The sequence below is a fragment of the Cupriavidus necator N-1 genome (assembly GCF_000219215.1).
Lineage (GTDB): Bacteria > Pseudomonadota > Gammaproteobacteria > Burkholderiales > Burkholderiaceae > Cupriavidus > Cupriavidus necator.
The window spans coordinates 571,531-589,294 of the sequence record NC_015726.1 but is presented as its reverse complement, the minus strand read 5'-3'; the positions used below and the strand labels follow the sequence as shown (position 1 = coordinate 589,294).

Sequence of the window (17,764 nt, the reverse complement as noted above, 5' to 3'; positions counted from 1 at the left end):
CCGCCCGGATGCCAAGGTAAATTGAAGGGCTTTGGCTTGTAGGTATGGGTTGCTGTCTTATATCCGACCTTGCTGCAGGAACGTGCCTGCGGGCCTTGATGGAATCAGCCGGGAACGTCCCTATCTCCCACGACGGGCTGTAAGCCGCTTGGATGTCATCGGGTTTGCGTTCCCGCGGTCCGACCTAGTTTGCCATCACACCTTATCTCCTTACCCTGTGCAACCCTGAAGGTATTCGTTTGTGCCCTACTGTGGTCGTGCTTTCGCTACGCAGGCCGTGCGCTGACATAGCCGGGTTCATAGACGCGGCGATGGGCAAGCAATGCCCAGGCGGTGCGCGCCATCTTGTTGGCTAGCGCGACGATGGCAACATTGGTCGGGCGCCTGACCAGCAGGGCCTCAGCCCAGCACGGGCGCCGCTTCGAGCGGGTCAGCACGATGCGTGCGCCATGGATCAGCAGTTTGCGCAAATAGGGATCGCCACGTTTGCTGATATGGCCGAGGTGAACCTTGCCGCCGGTGCCACTCTGGGTTGGTACCAGGCCCAGGCTGGCCGCGAAGGCTCTGCCTGAGCGGTAAGCCTGGGGAGATCCTATGGTGGCAACCAGGGCCGTGGCGGTGATCGGGCCAATTCCCGGAATCGCATCCACACATTGGGCGGCAGGCTCGGTTTTTAGCCATGCAGCGATCTCTTGCTCGGCCGCGAGGATTTCAGCGTCCAACTGCCTGAGTCGCTGTAACTGGCGCGACAACAGTCGCCACAAGGGAGCCGGGATGGTTTGCTCGATCTCGCTCAGTCGGGTGACAAACTGCGCCATGGCAGCCTTGCGACCAAGCACGAAGTGCAGGCCGTATTCGCCCAGCAAGCCGCGAATCTGATTCACTTGCCGCGTGCGGCTGTCGACTAGTTCCGAGCGAATTCGGTGCAATCCAAGTAAGGCTTGCTGTGCCTCAGTCTTTACCGGTATCGGTCGCATCCCAGGTTGCTGCGCGGCTGTCCAGATCGCGCGCGCGTCGGCCGCATCGGTCTTGTTGGTCCGCACGAACGGTCGCACGTACTTTGGGTGGAGCAGGATGGCTTCATGGCCCAGGCTGATAATCTTTCTTGCCCACCAGTGCGCGCCGCCACACGCCTCCAGTACGAACTTGCCGGGGGTGCGATTGCTCAGAAAGGAAATCAGTTGGGTCTTGCTGAGGCGCCGGCTGTGCGTCTCGCCCGTCTCTGGGTCGACCCAGTAGAGTTGGAAGATCGACTTTGCAAGATCCAGCCCATATGTCGTAGCATTCATTTGGGCTCTCCTTACCTCAAGTGATGGTTCGGATCTTCACTTTGGCACATCGATGCCGTCGGTCAAGCGAGAGCCCCTCATCGTGGAACCCCCGCTAGCGTTACTGACGGGCGGTGTTCATTCCATCTCCCCGTCCTCAGCCTTCGGCTGCCGCCTTACGGCGGAAAGGACGAGGATTCCTACGGCGCTACGTGATGCTCTACGTAGTCACTTCGGTGGGTTCCTGCTTCGTAGAGCGGCTTGACTACGCCGACTCTCCACAGGCTGCAACGCGGTGCCCCCGCGCCAAAATGTTGATCGCGCCGACCACGTCGGCGTGATTCGCATAGCCGCATGCCACACAGGCGAAGCTCGCCTGGCTCTGCCGGTTCTCGGCAGATACATGCCCGCAGCAAGGGCACGTGCGACTGGTGTGCTGTGGCGGCACAGCTATTAGCCAGCCGCCATTCCACGCTAGCTTGTATTCCAGTTGACGCCCGAACTCGTACCAACCCTGATCGAGGATGGCCTTGTTCAGGCCGGACTTGGCCCTGACGTTCTTGCCCGGTTGCCCGCTTGAACCGGCCGCTGACTTGGACATGTTCCGTACCTTCAGGTCCTCGATACACACCATCGCTTGATTTTCGCTGATCGTGGTCGTGGCTTTGTGCAGGTAGTCGAGGCGGGCGTTACCGATGCGTGCGTGGATACGCTGGATTCGGGCCTTGGACTTCTTCCAGTTGTTGCTGAATTTCGTCTTGCGGCTCATCGCCCGCTGCGCACGGCGCAGCCTGGCTTCGTGCTTCCTAAAGCTGTTGAGCGGCGCGAGGAAAGTGCCATCGCTCATGGTGGCAAAGCGAGCGATGCCCATGTCGATGCCGATGGCGCTGGTGGCTTTCGGCACAGGTCGCTCGACCTTCCGCTCAGTCTGGATCGAAACAAACCACTTGCCGCCCGAAAGACTGACGCAGGCATTGCGTACCTCACCGAGTACGTCGCGGCTGTTCCTGTATCGCAGCCAGCCCAGCTTGGGCAAATAGATACGCGAGTTGGTCTGATCAAGCTTGATTTGCTTCTGGTCGGGATAGCGGAAACTGTCGCCCAGACCCTTCTTCTTGAAACGCGGGAAGTCGGCCCGTTTTGCGAAGAAATTTGTGTAGGCCCGCTCCAAGTCCTTGAGCGTCTGTTGAAGAGGATGGACTGGTGCATCGGCCAGCCATGCTGTTTCCGTGCTGTTGCGCCACTCCGTGAGTTGCTTACACAGACCGGCATAGCTGAGCTTCTTTTCGCCTTGATCGTAACGCTGTTTCTGCAACGCCAGCGCCTTGTTATAGACGAACCGGCACGATCCGGCATAACGGCGCATGTTGCGCTGCTGCTCGCCGTTCGGCATCAATTCGTATTTGAAGGCTTGAAGACGCTGCATGGCCCAATCATACTCTTGGCCTATGAGCGACGACAATGACATTGGGCATGGAAGACACTGCGTTTTCCTCCTGCACGTGCATTTGGTCTTTGTGACCAAATACCGAAAAGCGTCGACGCAGCGGCGGGACATCGAGCTGCCACGCATGTTCGCCACCGCGGACAGCTCGATGATCCGGCCCATGCCGCTCTTGCCGCCCCAGTGATTCTGGCTGTCGACATCGTCGCAGTCGCCACCATTGCTGCCTCTCACATCGAGCGTCACGGCGGTGCCAGCCGCCTTGATGTTCAGGCCCGACTGGGTCAGCACCAGGTCGCTTCTGCCGTCTGCGCCGGCGCAGCCATTGCTGCCAGCGCAGTGGCCGCCGTCGGCCCCGCGCAAGTCCTGCACCACCGGTCCCGATTGCGCAAAGACTGGTGTGCCGAGCGTCAGGTGGGGGACGCCGAGCGCCAACGCGAGCGGCAGGGGGGAAATCCGTGGCTTCATGACGCGCAGGCCGGTGCGTCAGGCCTGGGCGGCCTTTGCCGCTTCGCCCAGCACGTCGGCCGCGGCGCGGATGAACTCGCCGGTGCGTTCGGTGCTCAGCGGTCCGCCGTTCCAGTTCAGCGTCAGGCAGAAGGTCACCGGCACCGCGCCCACCAGCATCTGCCCGGCGAAGCACAGGCAATGGAAGCTCTCCCAGTCGATGCTGCCACCCTTGCCGAAGCCCTGCGCACCGGCCGGCACGGCCATCCACACCGCATCGGCCATGGCCTGGATGCGCCTGAACTCCGTCAGCGTCGCCGGCTGCGCGAAGAACTTGCCCGCCAGCGCTTGCCGGTACCAGTTCACCATTTCGGTCGCGGTGCTCAGCATCGCCTGCTTGTCGTTGATGACATTGGTGCGCGACGTGAGGCCAAGATCCTCGCCATTGTCCATCCTGACCATGCCGTCCCAGCCGAGGTCGACGCCGGATTCCGCCCCGGCCAGGTAGGAGAACAGCTTGCGGGTCGAATCCGGGATGCGGGTCTGGGCCAGGCCCGCTTCGGCGATCAGCGCGCGCACGCGGTCGGGGCCGACGGCGGCGAGCGCGATATCGGTACCGGTGTTGTCGCTGTGCGTGATCATGGCCTCCAGCGCATTGCGGTACGGCGTCTTGCCGGTCAGCCCCAGGAACACCGGACTGCCGGGGGAACGGAAGGTATCGCTGACGTCGCAGGCCTGGTTCTCGCTCAGCCCGCCGCGGCCGGCTTCGGCGTCGCGCAGGAACTGCGCCAGGATGAAAGTCTTGACCGCACTGCCGACGAACAGCTGGCGGTCCGGATTGTAGCCAGCCGACCATGCATTGGCGCCGCCGCCAGCCGGCTCCGCGCGCACCAGGCAGTTGGCGGTATCCGGCGCCAGCGCGGCAAAGCGCGCGATCGCGCCTTCCACGTTCGGCGGCGCCGCAGCTTCGGCACTGCCGCCGCAGGCAGCAATGGCGGGCAATACCAGGGACGTGGCGGCGAGCTTGAGCGTGCGCCGCTTGGCGGGCTGGAAGGCAGACATGCGAAGGTTCCCGTACTGAAAAGACTGGCCGGCGCGCCGGCACGTTGAGTTGGCCTGTGTCGGCACGGTGTTGCCGCGCTGCACAAGCTGGCTGATTTTGCGGCGAGTTTATGCCAGAATCAGCCATCAAAAGTAGTCAACGGGTCTCGAAGTCTGGTCAAAGCGTCGCAAGGGCATGCAAGGCAAGCGCCACCGCTGCATGGGTTGCCACGCCATGGTGGTTTCTTGTTTCGGGGGCAGGGTCATGACAACAACAAGCCGCGACGCGCATGCCGTCATGCCGAAGCCACGCGCAGGCACGGAAGCCACGTTCCGCAGTTTCTCCACCAGCGACCTGGCCGAGTCCGACCGTCTCGACTTCTGGATGGCCAATGCCTATCGCTCGGTCGAGGCGCGCCCCGACCCGGACGTCGCGCTGTACGGCAGCGTCGCGAGCTGCGAAGGCGCCGGCGCCGGCGCCCAGTTTATCCACTGCACCAGCTCGGCCGTTCGCACCTGGCTGACACCGCAGCGCGTGCGCAGCACCGACGAGCACATCGCCATCTGCCTGCTTGACCGCGGCGAGTACCGGGTGGAGCAGCAGGACGGCATGCGCACCGTCGTGCGTGCCGGCGAACTCTTCATGTTCGATTGCGGCCAGCCGATGTCATCGGACTGGACCGAGTCCTCCACCTGCTACCTGCGCCTGCCGCGCGAGACCGTGCGCCAGGCGCTTGGCCACGATCCCGCGAATCCGGGCCGTATCGCCACGCTGCTGACGGCGTCCTCGCTTGCCCCGTTTGTTTCCATGCAGCTGCGCATGCTTGCCGCTCACGGTCCCCGGCTTGACCGCGCCGCCCTTGGCGTGGTCATGGAGAGTACAGTCGGCATGGCGTTGCAGCTTATCGCCACGCATCCGGACATCGCCAGAGCGGATGCCGGGAATGCCCGGTGGCGCTCCGGCAAGCTGCAACTGCAGGCCGCGTATCGCTTCATGGAGCAGCATGCGCACGAGCACGACCTCACGCCCGACCGGATTGCCGCGTTCCTGCACTGCTCGCGCGCACAGTTGTACCGGCTGTTCGAGGGAGAGCCCCTGCGCGTCATGGCGGCCCTGCGCGAGATTCGCCTGCGCCGCAGCCGCGAATACCTGGAGCGGGCCGGCCAGTCCGCGCACATCGGCGCGATCGCGCATGCCTGCGGCTTTGCCGATCCGTCGGCGTTCGGCAAATTGTTCCGGGAGCGTTTCGGCATGACACCGCGGCAGGCACTGGCCGGAGACATCGGGCCGGCCAGGCTTGCAGAGTGAATGGAAGAGGGAGTCCCCGGCTGCATGCGGGGACGACGCTGGTACTCTCGATGACTTCGTGACAACAAGTGCAGCGTGCCTCAGTTAGGCATGCCCTTGCTGTCCTGCTTGTCCTCGCGGTACTGGCGCTCCAGCTGGTGCAGGCGCGCATCGACCTCGGACAGCGTGTAGAAGTCGCCGTCGCCGGCCTTGCGCGCGATCTGCAGTTGCTCGATCGCGGCCTGGTAGGCGCCGTCCATCGCATACTTTTCGGCCAGCGCCTGGTGCTGCTGCAAGCGCTTGCCCTGGCCCGCGTAGGCGCGCGCCAGCAGCTCCCACCAATCGCTGCGGCTGGTCTCCTGGCGCGTGCGGTCGCGCAGGAAGCGCACGGCCTCTTCATAGCGGCCTGAGCCGACCAGGGTATCGGCATAGGCAATCGCCACCGCATGCGACAGCGGGAACGCCTTCATCGAGGCAGTGGCCTGGGACAGCGCCTCGGGCACGCGGCCCTGGGCGCGCGCCAGTTCCACTGTCATCACGTCCAGCATGGGGCTGCCCGAGGTGGCGCCGGGGATATTGCCGTAGAGGCGGCGCGCCTCGGCCAGTTCCTGCTCGGCGGCCGGGTAGCGGCCCAGCCGCTGCTCGGTAAAGGCAAGGCCGTAGTGCAGCGCCGGAGCGCGCAGTACCGTTGCTCCCGGCAGTTGCGTGCGCAGCGCCGCGCGCAGGTTCTGCAGGTCGCTGGGCGACGATTCCTGGATCACGCGGGCCCGCATCCGCGCAAACTCGTATTCGGGCGTATTGGCGACCTTGCGCTTGCTGGCATGGCTGACGCGATCCTGCATGTCGGCAATCCGCTCGGAGGTCAGCGGGTGGGTCCGCACATAGGACGGCACCGAGTTTTCCGCAGTCCCCGATGTGCGCTGCAGCCGCATGAAGAAATCGGGCATGCCCTGCGGGTCAAACCCCGCCGCGGTCAGGATCTGAAAGCCGACCCGGTCGGCCTCGCGTTCGGCGCCGCGCGAGAACGACAGCTGGTTGGCGATGGCCGCGCCCTGCCCGCCCATCGCCAGCGCCGCCGCCGCATCCGGGCTGCGCGTGGCGGCCAGGCCCGCCAGCACCATCGAGGCCAGCGCGATCCACATCGACTGGTCCTGCGAGGTGATGCCGCGCGCGATATGCCGCTGCATCACGTGGCCGATTTCATGGCCCAGCACCGAGGCCAGCTCCGATTCCGTATCGGACTGCACCAGCAGCCCGGTATGCACGCCGATATAGCCGCCCGGCAGCGCAAACGCGTTGATGCTGCGGTCACGCACCGCGAACAGGTCGAAGCCGGTGGCAAAGGTGCCCGCGCCGGTCGAACCGGAGATGCTCTGGCGCCGCGCCGCCTGCACCAGCCCGTAGCCCAGCGCGTTCAGGTAATCGGACAGCAGCGGATCCGGCACGTATAGCGGGTCGCGGCGGATATCGCGCATGATGCGGTCGCCCAGGCGCTTTTCCATGTCGGGCGACAGCGACGCCGTGGACGGGTCGCCCAGGTCCGGCAGTTGCACGCCGCCGGCCTCCACCACCGCGTTGTTGGTGCGCAGGCCGAACTCGGACTTCTGGCCCGCCTTCACGCTGCGGTTCAGGTTGTCATAGACCTGGTCGCTGGCCTCGCCGGAGATGGCGGGCACCGGCTGCGGCGGCTTGGCCGCGGGCGTGGCCGCCACCGGCGTGGCTGGCGCCGTGGTCGTGCGCGGCGTACCCTGGGGCCAGGCCGGCGCCGCCAACGTCAGCGCCAGCAGCGCCGCCAGCGGCCGCCGCCATGGCGTCCATGCGCCGCCAGCGCGGCAATGGCTGTCGTCGCCGCGATGTGACGCGGAACCGGCAGGAACAGCGTCCGCCACGGCACCAGGGCCGCGAGCGGCAGACCTGCGAAGCGATGGGTGTTTTGGCATGTTGCTATCATAGCGGCCTCCCGTGGCCGTTCCCATCGGATGCTTCCCAGGGACGCTGGCGGCCACCTGCACGCAGTTCGCACTGAAGCTCACGATCATGACCCAGCTCACCCATTTCGATACCGCCGGACAGGCCCACATGGTCGACGTCGGCGACAAGGCCAGCACCCACCGCGTCGCCGTGGCCACGGGCACCATAACCATGGAGCCCGCCACCTTCGCGCTGGTGCGCGACGGCAGCGCAAAAAAAGGCGACGTGATCGGCATCGCCCGCGTGGCGGCGATCATGGCCACCAAGCGCACCGCCGACCTGATCCCGCTATGCCACCCGATCGGCCTGACCAAGGTGGCGGTCGAGTTCGCACTGGACGAGGCCACCGCCACCGTCGCCTGCACCGTGCGCACCGAAACCCGCGGCCAGACCGGCGTGGAGATGGAAGCGCTGACCGGCGTGCAGGTGGCGCTGCTGACGATCTACGACATGTGCAAGGCAGTGGACCGCGGCATGGTAATCGGCAATGTGAAGTTGCTGGAAAAGCATGGGGGCAAGTCGGGGGATTGGGTGGCGGCCGGCTGACCTCCCCACGTGACGCCTGCAACACGCGCCGCGATGGGCTGGGTCACGACGTCTTACGCCAACGTCGTTCCTCGGTAATAAAGGTAACGCCGCATTTCCAGCCGCACCGCCGTGGCGCCGGCACGGGACAATTTGGTATTCAATATGATTGCAGGCCCGCGCTAGTTGCGGCCTGCTGACCCTGTCCGTGGCGTGCCATGCGGTGCGCGCGGGGAAGAGGTGGATACCATGAACGGGCGCATGCTCTGCCAGATCGCCCTGGCACTGGCGGCCACGGCCGCAAGCGGCGCCGCCCTCGCCGGGCGGGCGGATCTCCACGATGCCGCTTTGCACGATAGCGACGCACGCGGCGGCTTTATCAAGACGCGCACAAGCGTCGGCGTGGGCCTCTATTTCGGGCCCGGCGTGTTCTACGGCGGCTACCCGTATGGCTACCCCGCCCCGTACTACTACCCGCCCGCCGTGGTCACCGCACCCGCGGCGCCGCCGCAGTACATCGAACAGGGACCGAACGGCCCCGTGCCGGTACCCGGCCCGGACGGCGTAGCGCCGCAGCAGGGCTGGTGGTACCACTGCGACCAGCCCGAAGGCTACTACCCCTATGTGCAGTCCTGTCCCGGCGGCTGGCAGCGCATACCGGCGCAGCCGCCGGCCAACTCCTGATGCGGGGTGACACCATGCATGCCCTGACCCGCGCCACGCTGGCCGTGGCCACCCTGACCCTCGGCGCGTGCGCCGTGATGCCTGCCGGCCCCAGCGTGATGGTGCTGCCGGGCACCGGCAAGAGCTTCGACCAGTTCCGCGCCGACGACTACAACTGTCGCCAGTTCGCCTTCGGGCGGGTGGGCGGTGTCTCATCCTCGCAGGCCGCCAACAATGCCGCCGTCGGCAGCGCCGTGGTCGGCACCGCGCTGGGCGCAGCGGCGGGCGCGGCCTTTAATGGCGGATCGGGTGCGGCGGTGGGTGCAGGCGTCGGCCTGCTGACTGGCGCGGCGGTCGGCGCGGGCAATGCCCAGTACGCCGGTTACGGCACGCAGCAGCAATACGATGCGGCCTATGTCCAGTGCATGTACGCCAGCGGCAACCGGGTGCCCGCTCCCGGACGCGTCGCCGCTACGCCGCAGCCGGCACCGCGGTACTACTACAATCCGCCGCCTCCGCCACCGGCCTATTACAGCCCGTATCCGTACTATTAGGTCAGCCCCGGGGCCATTCGGAGTACCGACGCGAACGGTCGCCAACCCATGCGCAGAATGCCTGCGGGCGTTCATCTGGCGTCAGGTCGCGGCATGCCTTCGCAATCTCAGCGTATTGCGCGACTTCATCGCCAAGGTAGTACCAGCGCAGCCGTTCCATCCACTGGCGACCTTGCGCAGGATCGCCGGTCAGCGCCAGCAGCCATGCGGTGCGCGCGATCATGGTCGGCGTAGGCAGCAGGTGCACGGCGGCGATGTGGGCGGGCAACAAATCTGCCGCATTAGCCGGCGTAATGGTGGCCAGGCCGGCAGCGTCGGCCTGCGCGTGCTGGCGGAACCAGAAGCGCGGCATCGGCAAGGCATTGCGGTGGCCTTCGCTGCTGGCGTATTCGCGGGCTTCGGCGCGGCGGTAGTCTTGCCACATGGTGGCCAGCACGGCCGCGGCCACCACGACAAACGCGATCGCCAGCGCCCGTGCCACTGGCATCGGCACGCGCCAACGCCCGAAGCCTGACGGCTCCAGCCAACCGAGCATGAAGCAGAACGGCAGGAAGAAATAGAGGTAATGCAGCGGGTATTCGAGCATCGAATGCGCGCACAGCATCGCCAGCCAGGTAAGAACCAGCACGGTCTGCTTGCGCTCTTCGCTATCGCCGTGCCACAGGCGAACCCGAACCACGCGCCATAGCCACGCCAGCAGGATCAGGCCTACGCCGGCGGTGCCGACGATGCCCGTCTTCGCAAGCAGGTCGAGGATGGCGTTGTGGGCGTGCAGGGACATCTCCACCTTCACGCCGACTTGCTGCATTTGCTGGAATTGCGCCCAGCCGAACTCGCCCCAGCCGACACCGAACCAGGGGTGGGAGCGGAACATTGCCAGCGCGTGGGTCCACAGCGCGCCGCGCGCGGACATCTGGTCTTCTGCTTCGAGTTGGGCGATGGTGTCGAACAGGCGCCAGTCGAAGGCTTGCCCTGCCGCGCGGATCGCGGGCTGCAGGATCAGCAGCATCGCCACCATTGCTACTGCTGCGACGAGCAGACCGACTGGTCGCTGCATTGGATCCGAGTCGCTCCGCCCGCCTCGTGCGAGCCACGCTGCGACCAGTGCATAGACCGCAGCCAGGCCAACATGCAGCACGCCGGTGCGCGAACCGGACAGCACGATGCCGCTTTCCAGCAAGACCACGGCGGCGAGCCACATCGGGAAACGCAAGCGGCCACGCGAAGCCAGCCACACTGACGCCACCAACGCCAGGCCTTCAACGGTGGCCTGGTGGTTGGGTTGGTTCAGGTTGCCCCAGAGGCGGCGATTGTTGTCGTAGAAGTAGGTGGAGACGAGGCCGAAGGCGCGGGGTTCGAGGTGGAAGAGCTGCACCCATTGCGTGAGCGTACCGAGCGACCCCGCAATGAGAAAGGCCGTGGCGAAGGCATCGCCGATGTCCTGCGTGGTTGTTGCTGGCGCGCGTCGATACCACCATCCAGCGCAAGTCACTGCGGCTCCAAGGATCAGCGTGAGAATCGTGATCAGCCGGCTGCCAGTGATGTCAGCGTGACCGAGGGCGCCGAGTAAAAGGCTGACAAGGCTTAGCCAGACAAACAGCAGGCAGCCCCACGGAAGCCACATATGGGTTTCCGAACTCGCTGCTGGGGACTTGTGGATCGCATGGAAGGCGAAGACGGTAATGGCACAGAATGCGGCGGTCCATTCGCCATAGAACGTCGCCAGCGGCAGCGTGTGCCGGGAGACTAGCAGCGGGATGACGATTGCTGCGATGAGGGCGGCCGACGGTAGGAAGGGCCTGGACGGCTGCATCGGGGCGCCTGTTTATAGGGAAACGCGCATGATAGCTTGGTGGCTGGGCAAAGAAAAAGCGCCCGAAGGCGCTTTTTCTTTGCTTAGCATTCAGACAAGCCGAGAATTAGATTCCCGTTTTTGCTTTGGTGCAAGGCGCGGCACCAGTGTTGGTGGCAGCCCATTGGATCGCGTTCGCGTTGGTAGTATTGTCCGGCGTCAGCGTGACTTCACAACCGGCCAGTGCAGCCTTGCCCGTCATCACAACTGCGCCGGTCTTGGCCGTCAAGGTTACAGTGGCATTGGTCGGCGCCGGAAGTGTCGGATAGCCAGTGGCCGCCTTCAGAAGTACGTCAGTATCGCATTTGGCATCGATTACACCGTTGTTGACTTGGCTGCACTCAGCAATCGCCATCTTCAGAGGCGCAACCTGCGAATAGACGTCCGACCAGCGCGAGCGCGTCACATAATCCTGATACTGCGGAATCGCAATCGCCGCCAAAATACCAATGATCGCAACCACGATCATCAGTTCGATCAGCGTAAAGCCCTTCTGGACACGACGGCCCAGTTTCTTCAGTTGTTGTACCCGTTGCATGATTTGACCCCTCGAAGAGATTTTGGTTAAGCGTTGCACGTCTTCGGTTTCGTGACGCGGGGACCATTGAGCAGTAAGCGTGCCAGGGGCATCCCCCATCCGTCGGGGGTAAAAAGCGACAAATTTCGTCACCCGTCAGGGGGATGCTTGCCGGATGCGCCAAAATTTGTCACTTGCGCCCGCTACCACCGCGCGAAGCGACAAAATGTGCGATCACTCACATGAGTTAGTTGGCCAAGGCACCGACGACCGCCTTGCCGGCGCGCCAACGAAAAAGGGCGGCCAGCTGGCCGCCCTTCTCGCCTGGGCGGAACCTCGTCAGGCGGTCTGTGCCGACCGGCGGCTCAGCAGCTTGCCCATAAGCACCACCAGGATCGCGCCGGCGGCGCCGAATACCAGGTGGGCGTGCGGCACGTGGACTTCGAACCAGGCGGCGTCGACCGGGTCGCTGACCAGCATCTCACCCGCCAGGTAGCCCAGCAGCGCGGCACCCAGCACGATGATGACCGGGAAGCGCTCCATGACCTTGAGCAGCAGCGTGCTGCCAAACACGATCAGCGGGATCGACAGGCCCAGGCCGATGATCAGCAGCATCAGCTGGCTGCCTTCGGGGCCTTTCTGCGCAGCGGCGGCCACGGCCACCACATTGTCGAGCGACATCACCAGGTCGGCGATCAGGATGGTGCGGATGGCGGCCCAGATATTGTCCTTGCCATCGTGCCCTTCCTCGTCGTCATCGCCGGTCAGCAGCTGCACGCCGATGTAGACCAGCAGAACGGCGCCGACGATCTTCAGGTACGGCAGGCTCAGCAGCTTGACCGCGGCCACGGTCAGCACCACGCGCATGATGATGGCGGCGGCGCTGCCCCAGAAGATGGCCTTCTTCTGCTGGGCGGGCGGCAGGTTGCGCGAGGCGAGCGCGATCACCACCGCGTTGTCGCCGGACAGGACGATATTGGTCAGGATGATCGATCCCAACGCAATCCAGAAAGTGGTGGAAGACAGCAGTTCCACGGGGAGGCTCCTCGAGTTCTATCTATAGGTCCGACCCGTCATATGACGGCAATTCGGATGTCTGAAAACACAGACATGACTGTTTAACGCACGAACCTTACGATTCGGTTTCAATTCCGGCTGGTGCCGCTTGGGAGATACCCTAGTAAGTGTCCCACCAGAATGACATTGCCCCCGCACGCGGCGGGGGCAATGTCTTATCATTTCCGCGCAGGCGGAAACGACGTACTGAACATCGTCAGCAAATTACAGCATTGCCTTCAGCAGGCGGCCCATCTCCGACGGGTTCTTGGTCACCTTGATGCCGCAGGCTTCCATGATTTCCAGCTTGGCCTGGGCGGTATCGGCACCGCCCGAGATCAGCGCGCCGGCGTGGCCCATGCGCTTGCCCGGAGGCGCGGTCACGCCAGCGATGAAGCCAACCACCGGCTTCTTCATGTTTTCCTTGATCCAGTAAGCCGCGTTGGCCTCGTCCGGACCGCCGATCTCACCGATCATGACCACGGCGTCCGTTTCCGGATCGTCGTTGAACATCTTCATCACGTCGATGTGCTTCAGGCCGTTGATGGGGTCGCCACCAATGCCGACAGCCGACGACTGGCCCAGGCCCAGCGCGGTCAGCTGGCCCACGGCTTCGTACGTCAGCGTGCCCGAGCGCGACACCACGCCGATGCGGCCCTTCTTGTGGATGTGGCCCGGCATGATGCCGATCTTGATTTCGTCCGGCGTGATCAGGCCTGGGCAGTTCGGTCCCAGCAGCAGGGTCTTCTTCTTCTCACGGCGCATGCGGTCCTTGACTTCCATCATGTCGCGCACGGGGATGCCTTCGGTAATGCAGACCACCAGGTCCAGGTCGGCGTCAACGGCTTCCCAGATCGCGGCAGCGGCACCTGCGGGCGGCACATAGATGACCGACACGGTGGCGCCGGTCTGGGCCTTGGCGTCCTTGACGCTGGCGTAGATGGGAATGCCTTCGAAGTCTTCACCGGCCTTCTTCGGGTTCACGCCCGCGACGAAGCAGTTCTTGCCGTTGGCGTAGTCGCGGCAGCCACGGGTGTGGAACTGGCCGGTCTTGCCGGTGATGCCCTGGGTGATGACCTTGGTGTCTTTGTTGATCAGAATCGACATGCTGTAATCCTTTGCTTGGCTACGAGCGACGCGCGCGAGGGCGCATCAAAGCGCCTGCGCACCGCCCGCGTTCGCGTATGGTTGCGTTCGTGCGACGGCTTACTTGCCAGCGGCAGCGGCCACCACCTTCTGGGCGGCTTCTTCCATCGTGTCGGCCGAGATGATGGGCAGGCCCGAGTCGGCCAGCATCTTCTTGCCGAGGTCTTCGTTGGTGCCCTTCATGCGCACGACCAGCGGCACCGTCAGGTGCACGGCCTTGGAAGCGGAGATCACGCCTTCGGCGATCACGTCGCAACGCATGATGCCGCCGAAGATGTTGACCAGGATGGCCTCCACGTTCGGGTTGCTCAGCATCAGCTTGAAGGCTTCGGTCACCTTCTCGGTGGTGGCACCGCCGCCCACGTCGAGGAAGTTGGCCGGCTCGCCGCCGAACAGCTTGATGGTGTCCATGGTGGCCATGGCCAGGCCGGCGCCGTTCACCAGGCAGCCGATGTTGCCGTCCAGCGAGATGTAGGCCAGGTCGAACTTCGAGGCTTCGATTTCGTTGGCGTCTTCTTCATCCAGGTCCCGGTAGGCAACGATTTCCGGGTGACGGAACAGCGCGTTCGAGTCGAAGTTGAACTTGGCGTCCAGCGCGATGACCTTGCCGTCGCCGGTCAGGATCAGCGGGTTGATTTCAGCCAGCGAAGCGTCGGTTTCATAGAACGCCTTGTACAGGCCTTGCAGCGCCTGGCGGGCTTGCGCCACGCTCGCGTCGGGCACGCCGATCTTGCGGGCGATGTCGTCGGCTTCAGCGTCGGTCAGGCCGACCGACGGCTCGATGATCAGGGTGTGGATCTTTTCCGGGCTGTGGGCAGCGACTTCTTCGATGTCCATGCCGCCTTCGCTCGAGGCCATCAGCGCGACCTTCTGCGAAACACGGTCCACCACCAGCGAAACGTACAGTTCCTTCTTGATGTCGGCGCCTTCTTCGATCAGCAGGCGGTTGACCTTCTTGCCTTCCGGACCGGTCTGGTGCGTGACCAGCTGCATGCCCAGGATGTTCGAGGCGTAGGTCTTGACGTCGTCGATGCTCTTGGCAACCTTCACGCCGCCGCCCTTGCCGCGGCCACCCGCATGAATCTGGGCCTTGACGACCCACACCGGTCCGCCGAGCGTTTCTGCGGCCTTCAGGGCCTCGTCAACCGAGAACGCGGGGATGCCGCGCGGAACCGGCACATTGTATTTGCGCAGGATTTCCTTGCCTTGATACTCATGGATATTCATGCGTGTTTCCTTTCGGGTAGGCGTAAAAGGTAGAAGGGAAGAATCTGAAAGAAGACGAACTCTCTCGTCAGGCTGGCCAATCCTGAGAATCAGCCGGAGGTGCCGGTCGGCCGCTCGGCCGGGACAGCGTCGTTGCCATCATTGCCGCGGTCGCCATTGGCCGCGGGCGGCGCCTGAGGCGCAGTCGCGACGGCAGGTGCTGCCTCGGCCCGTACCTTGGGCGTCGGCTGGTGACCATACCAGCGCGGGTAAAACTGACGAACCACCTCGCCATCGAAACGCAGGGCGTGGCAGCCGTTCAACTGATAGGGCGGCTCCGGATTCGGGTCGTCCTCGCCGTTGTCGCGGATATTGATGACTTCACCGGCAAAGGCCTGGATCGCCGTGCTGGGCAGCACGCCCGCGGCCTCGGTCAGGTGCGAGCAGCCGTGCATGCCGCCCAGGCGCTCACGCACGGCCTTGCGAAAGCCCTTGCGCAGGTTCAGGCCGATCAGCTTGCGGTAAGCCGGGCCGATCGTGTCGCAATGGGACGGATACGGCACCCAGTCCGAGCAGGCCTCGGCATCCAGCACCGTCATTTCCTCATTGATCGTGACGCGCAGCCACAGGTCGTGCAGGGGCTGGCCTACCGGCCGGACGCGGTCGCCGGCCAGTTCGATGTCGCGAGGTTTGGTGTCGGTCAGGCGCACCTCGATATCCCACAAGCCGTCCTCTCTCTGGTACGCCTCGGCCGTAATGGCGCGACGGTGACGCTGGGAGCGGTTGACGGGCTGGGACAGAGGCATGGCCAGGCTGGAAATACGGGGGGCTGGGGAACGGCGGTGCCGGAGCACCGAATAACCCGGGGAGTTTAACATGCCGCGCCGCGTTGGCCGGGAACATCCTTGCGCAGCAACTGTCGCGGCGGGATTGTCGGCCGACCATGGTACCCGGCGTGGCACGGCGGCTTGGCGCAACGCACCAGCAAACACGGGCTCAGCGATGGCAACAAAATCGTCTGCAGTCCGATCGGGAGATGACGCAATGCAGCGAATTTACCCTGATGGCAGTGCAGGTACTCCGGGGGGAAATGGCGCATGCGCCATACATCCTACTTAACCCTCGTCGCCGTAGTCTTCGTCCGCACCCTGGATGATCTTGCTGACGACCGAACGCGAAAACCCGCGCGCGACCATGAAGCGGATCTGCTTGGCCCGCGCCTCGGGTGTGTCGGGCGGAGTGCCGAAGCGCTTGCGCCAGACCTCACGGGCGCGCTCCACTTCCGTGGCGCGCAGCCGCTCTTGTAGATCACCCAGCTGCTCACTGCCGAGCTTGTGGGTCTTGGCCTCCTGCATCACGCGCGCGGTGCCGTAGCGGGCGCCGCGGCGGTGCACAAGGCTGTCGGCAAAGCGCTGGTTCGACAGCCAGTTCTCGCGCTCAAGCGCGTCCAGCAACTGCTCCAGCTGCTCGGCCGACTCGGCATGCGGCGCCAGCTTGCGCGCCAGTTCGGCACGGCTGTGCTCGCGGCGCGACAGGTAGCCGACGGCGCGGGCCTTCAGCGAGAGCGGGGGACGTGCCATGGGTTACCGAATTCTGTGGATGGAGGGGTCCGCGCCAAGCAAAAAGGCCGGGGCATCGGCGATGCCCCGGCCTTCCGGATGGCGCAATGGCCGCTGGCGCGGTCAGTCTTCGACCGCTACCGGCGTGGCAGCCGCCGTGGGGTTCATGGCCACCACGCCCAGCGCCGCGCGCACCTTGTTTTCAATCTCGTCGGCAATGTCCGGGTTCTCGCGCAGGTATTCGCGCGCGTTGTCCTTCCCCTGGCCGATCTTGTCGCCGTTGTAGCTGTACCAGGCGCCGGACTTCTCGACGATCTTGGCGTCCACGCCCAGGTCGATGATCTCGCCCTGGCGCGAGATGCCCTGGCCGTAGAGGATGTCGAAGAAGGCTTCGCGGAACGGCGGCGACACCTTGTTCTTGACCACCTTGACCTTGGTCTCGTTGCCGATCACGTCGTCGCCCTTCTTGATCGAGCCGATGCGGCGGATATCCAGGCGCACCGAGGCGTAGAACTTCAGCGCATTGCCGCCGGTGGTGGTTTCCGGCGAGCCGAACATCACGCCGATCTTCATGCGGATCTGGTTGATGAAGATCACCAGGCAGTTGGTGCGCTTGATGGTGCCGGTCAGCTTGCGCAGCGCCTGGCTCATCAGGCGGGCCTGCAGGCCCGGCAGCGAATCGCCCATTTCGCCTTCGATTTCGGCCTTGGGCACCAGCGCCGCCACCGAGTCGATCACGATCAGGTCGATCGAGCCCGAGCGCACCAGCGCGTCGGTGATTTCCAGCGCCTGCTCACCGGTGTCCGGCTGTGAGATCAGCAGGTCGCCGACATTGACGCCCAGCTTGTTGGCGTAGCTGACGTCCAGCGCGTGCTCGGCGTCGATAAAGGCGCAGGTGCCGCCCAGCTTCTGCATCTCGGCCACGACCTGCAGCGTCAGCGTGGTCTTGCCCGACGATTCCGGACCATAGATCTCGACCACGCGGCCGCGCGGCAGGCCGCCGACGCCAAGCGCGATGTCCAGGCCGAGCGAACCGGTGGATACCACCTGGATGTCCTTCTCGACCTCGCCGTCGCCCAGGCGCATGATCGAGCCCTTGCCGAACTGCTTCTCGATCTGGGAGAGCGCGGCGGCAAGCGCCTTCTGCTTCTCGGCGCTCACGCCGGCACCTGCCTTCTTGTCGTCCATGGTCGTCCTTGAATCAATGGTGTATAAATAGGCCGCATG

Annotated in this window: 16 protein-coding genes and 1 pseudogene; 5 read left to right on the top strand and 12 right to left on the bottom strand. The window is 64.6% G+C overall.

Annotated features, from left to right (window positions below):
- Positions 1-266: 266 nt before the first annotated feature.
- Positions 267-1,289, bottom strand: coding sequence for an IS110 family RNA-guided transposase (locus tag CNE_RS02865; protein ID WP_013955634.1), 1,023 nt, complete (start codon positions 1,287-1,289; stop codon positions 267-269).
- A 244-nt stretch (positions 1,290-1,533) separates the two neighbouring features.
- Positions 1,534-2,694 carry an RNA-guided endonuclease InsQ/TnpB family protein gene (locus CNE_RS02860; RefSeq protein ID WP_049800593.1) on the bottom strand — a complete coding sequence of 387 codons (1,161 nt, stop codon included), beginning with the start codon at positions 2,692-2,694 and terminating at the stop codon, positions 1,534-1,536.
- A gap of 22 nt (positions 2,695-2,716) precedes the next feature.
- Here CNE_RS02860 and CNE_RS39040 point away from each other — a divergent pair.
- A pseudogene (locus CNE_RS39040) lies at positions 2,717-2,803 on the top strand (IS200/IS605 family transposase); the annotation flags it as partial.
- Between the two features lie 395 nt (positions 2,804-3,198).
- Here the strand turns inward: CNE_RS39040 and CNE_RS02855 are convergent.
- Positions 3,199-4,221 (bottom strand): serine hydrolase, encoded by a 1,023-nt coding sequence (locus tag CNE_RS02855; protein ID WP_013955632.1) that lies wholly within the window; start codon positions 4,219-4,221, stop codon positions 3,199-3,201.
- 244 nt (positions 4,222-4,465) lie between these two features.
- Here CNE_RS02855 and CNE_RS38630 point away from each other — a divergent pair, with 244 nt between their 5' ends.
- Complete coding sequence (locus CNE_RS38630) at positions 4,466-5,509, top strand: helix-turn-helix domain-containing protein (protein ID WP_013955631.1); 1,044 nt, start codon at positions 4,466-4,468, stop codon at positions 5,507-5,509.
- Between the two features lie 80 nt (positions 5,510-5,589).
- Here the strand turns inward: CNE_RS38630 and CNE_RS02845 are convergent, their stop codons facing one another.
- Positions 5,590-7,428, bottom strand: coding sequence for a beta-barrel assembly-enhancing protease (locus tag CNE_RS02845; protein ID WP_013955630.1), 1,839 nt, complete (start codon positions 7,426-7,428; stop codon positions 5,590-5,592).
- Positions 7,429-7,525: 97 nt separating this feature from the next.
- Between CNE_RS02845 and moaC the strand changes: the two genes are divergently transcribed.
- The 3 genes from moaC (at position 7,526) to CNE_RS02830 (ending at position 9,201) form a co-directional block, all read left to right on the top strand.
- Positions 7,526-8,005 carry a cyclic pyranopterin monophosphate synthase MoaC gene (gene moaC, locus CNE_RS02840; RefSeq protein WP_013955629.1) on the top strand — a complete coding sequence of 160 codons (480 nt, stop codon included), beginning with the start codon at positions 7,526-7,528 and terminating at the stop codon, positions 8,003-8,005.
- Between the two features lie 228 nt (positions 8,006-8,233).
- A complete protein-coding gene (locus CNE_RS02835; RefSeq protein ID WP_013955628.1) occupies positions 8,234-8,668 on the top strand; it encodes a hypothetical protein in 435 nt (144 codons plus the stop codon).
- Positions 8,669-8,682: 14 nt separating this feature from the next.
- Positions 8,683-9,201: a glycine zipper family protein gene (locus CNE_RS02830; RefSeq protein ID WP_013955627.1), complete on the top strand. Its 519-nt coding sequence runs from the start codon at positions 8,683-8,685 to the stop codon at positions 9,199-9,201.
- 1 nt (position 9,202) lies between these two features.
- On the opposite strand, the gene CNE_RS02825 is transcribed toward CNE_RS02830, so the two are convergent.
- From CNE_RS02825 to recA, 8 genes are all read right to left on the bottom strand, one after another.
- On the bottom strand, positions 9,203-11,014 hold the full coding sequence (locus tag CNE_RS02825) for a PglL family O-oligosaccharyltransferase (protein ID WP_013955626.1): 1,812 nt from the start codon (positions 11,012-11,014) through the stop codon (positions 9,203-9,205).
- Between the two features lie 106 nt (positions 11,015-11,120).
- Positions 11,121-11,591, bottom strand: a complete 471-nt coding sequence (locus CNE_RS02820) for a pilin (RefSeq protein ID WP_013955625.1) — start codon at positions 11,589-11,591, stop codon at positions 11,121-11,123.
- 318 nt (positions 11,592-11,909) lie between these two features.
- Complete coding sequence (locus tag CNE_RS02815; RefSeq protein WP_013955624.1) at positions 11,910-12,605, bottom strand: TerC family protein; 696 nt, start codon at positions 12,603-12,605, stop codon at positions 11,910-11,912.
- A 246-nt stretch (positions 12,606-12,851) separates the two neighbouring features.
- Entirely contained in the window at positions 12,852-13,733 is an 882-nt protein-coding gene (gene sucD, locus CNE_RS02810; RefSeq protein ID WP_011614568.1) for a succinate--CoA ligase subunit alpha, read from the bottom strand.
- A gap of 99 nt (positions 13,734-13,832) precedes the next feature.
- Positions 13,833-14,999, bottom strand: a complete 1,167-nt coding sequence (gene sucC / locus CNE_RS02805) for an ADP-forming succinate--CoA ligase subunit beta (RefSeq protein WP_013955623.1) — start codon at positions 14,997-14,999, stop codon at positions 13,833-13,835.
- A gap of 89 nt (positions 15,000-15,088) precedes the next feature.
- A complete protein-coding gene (locus tag CNE_RS02800) occupies positions 15,089-15,784 on the bottom strand; it encodes a DUF2889 domain-containing protein (protein ID WP_011614567.1) in 696 nt (231 codons plus the stop codon).
- A 309-nt stretch (positions 15,785-16,093) separates the two neighbouring features.
- Positions 16,094-16,558: a recombination regulator RecX gene (gene recX / locus CNE_RS02795; protein WP_013955622.1), complete on the bottom strand. Its 465-nt coding sequence runs from the start codon at positions 16,556-16,558 to the stop codon at positions 16,094-16,096.
- 102 nt (positions 16,559-16,660) lie between these two features.
- On the bottom strand, positions 16,661-17,725 hold the full coding sequence (gene recA, locus CNE_RS02790; RefSeq protein ID WP_010812222.1) for a recombinase RecA: 1,065 nt from the start codon (positions 17,723-17,725) through the stop codon (positions 16,661-16,663).
- Between the last annotated feature and the right edge of the window lie 39 nt (positions 17,726-17,764).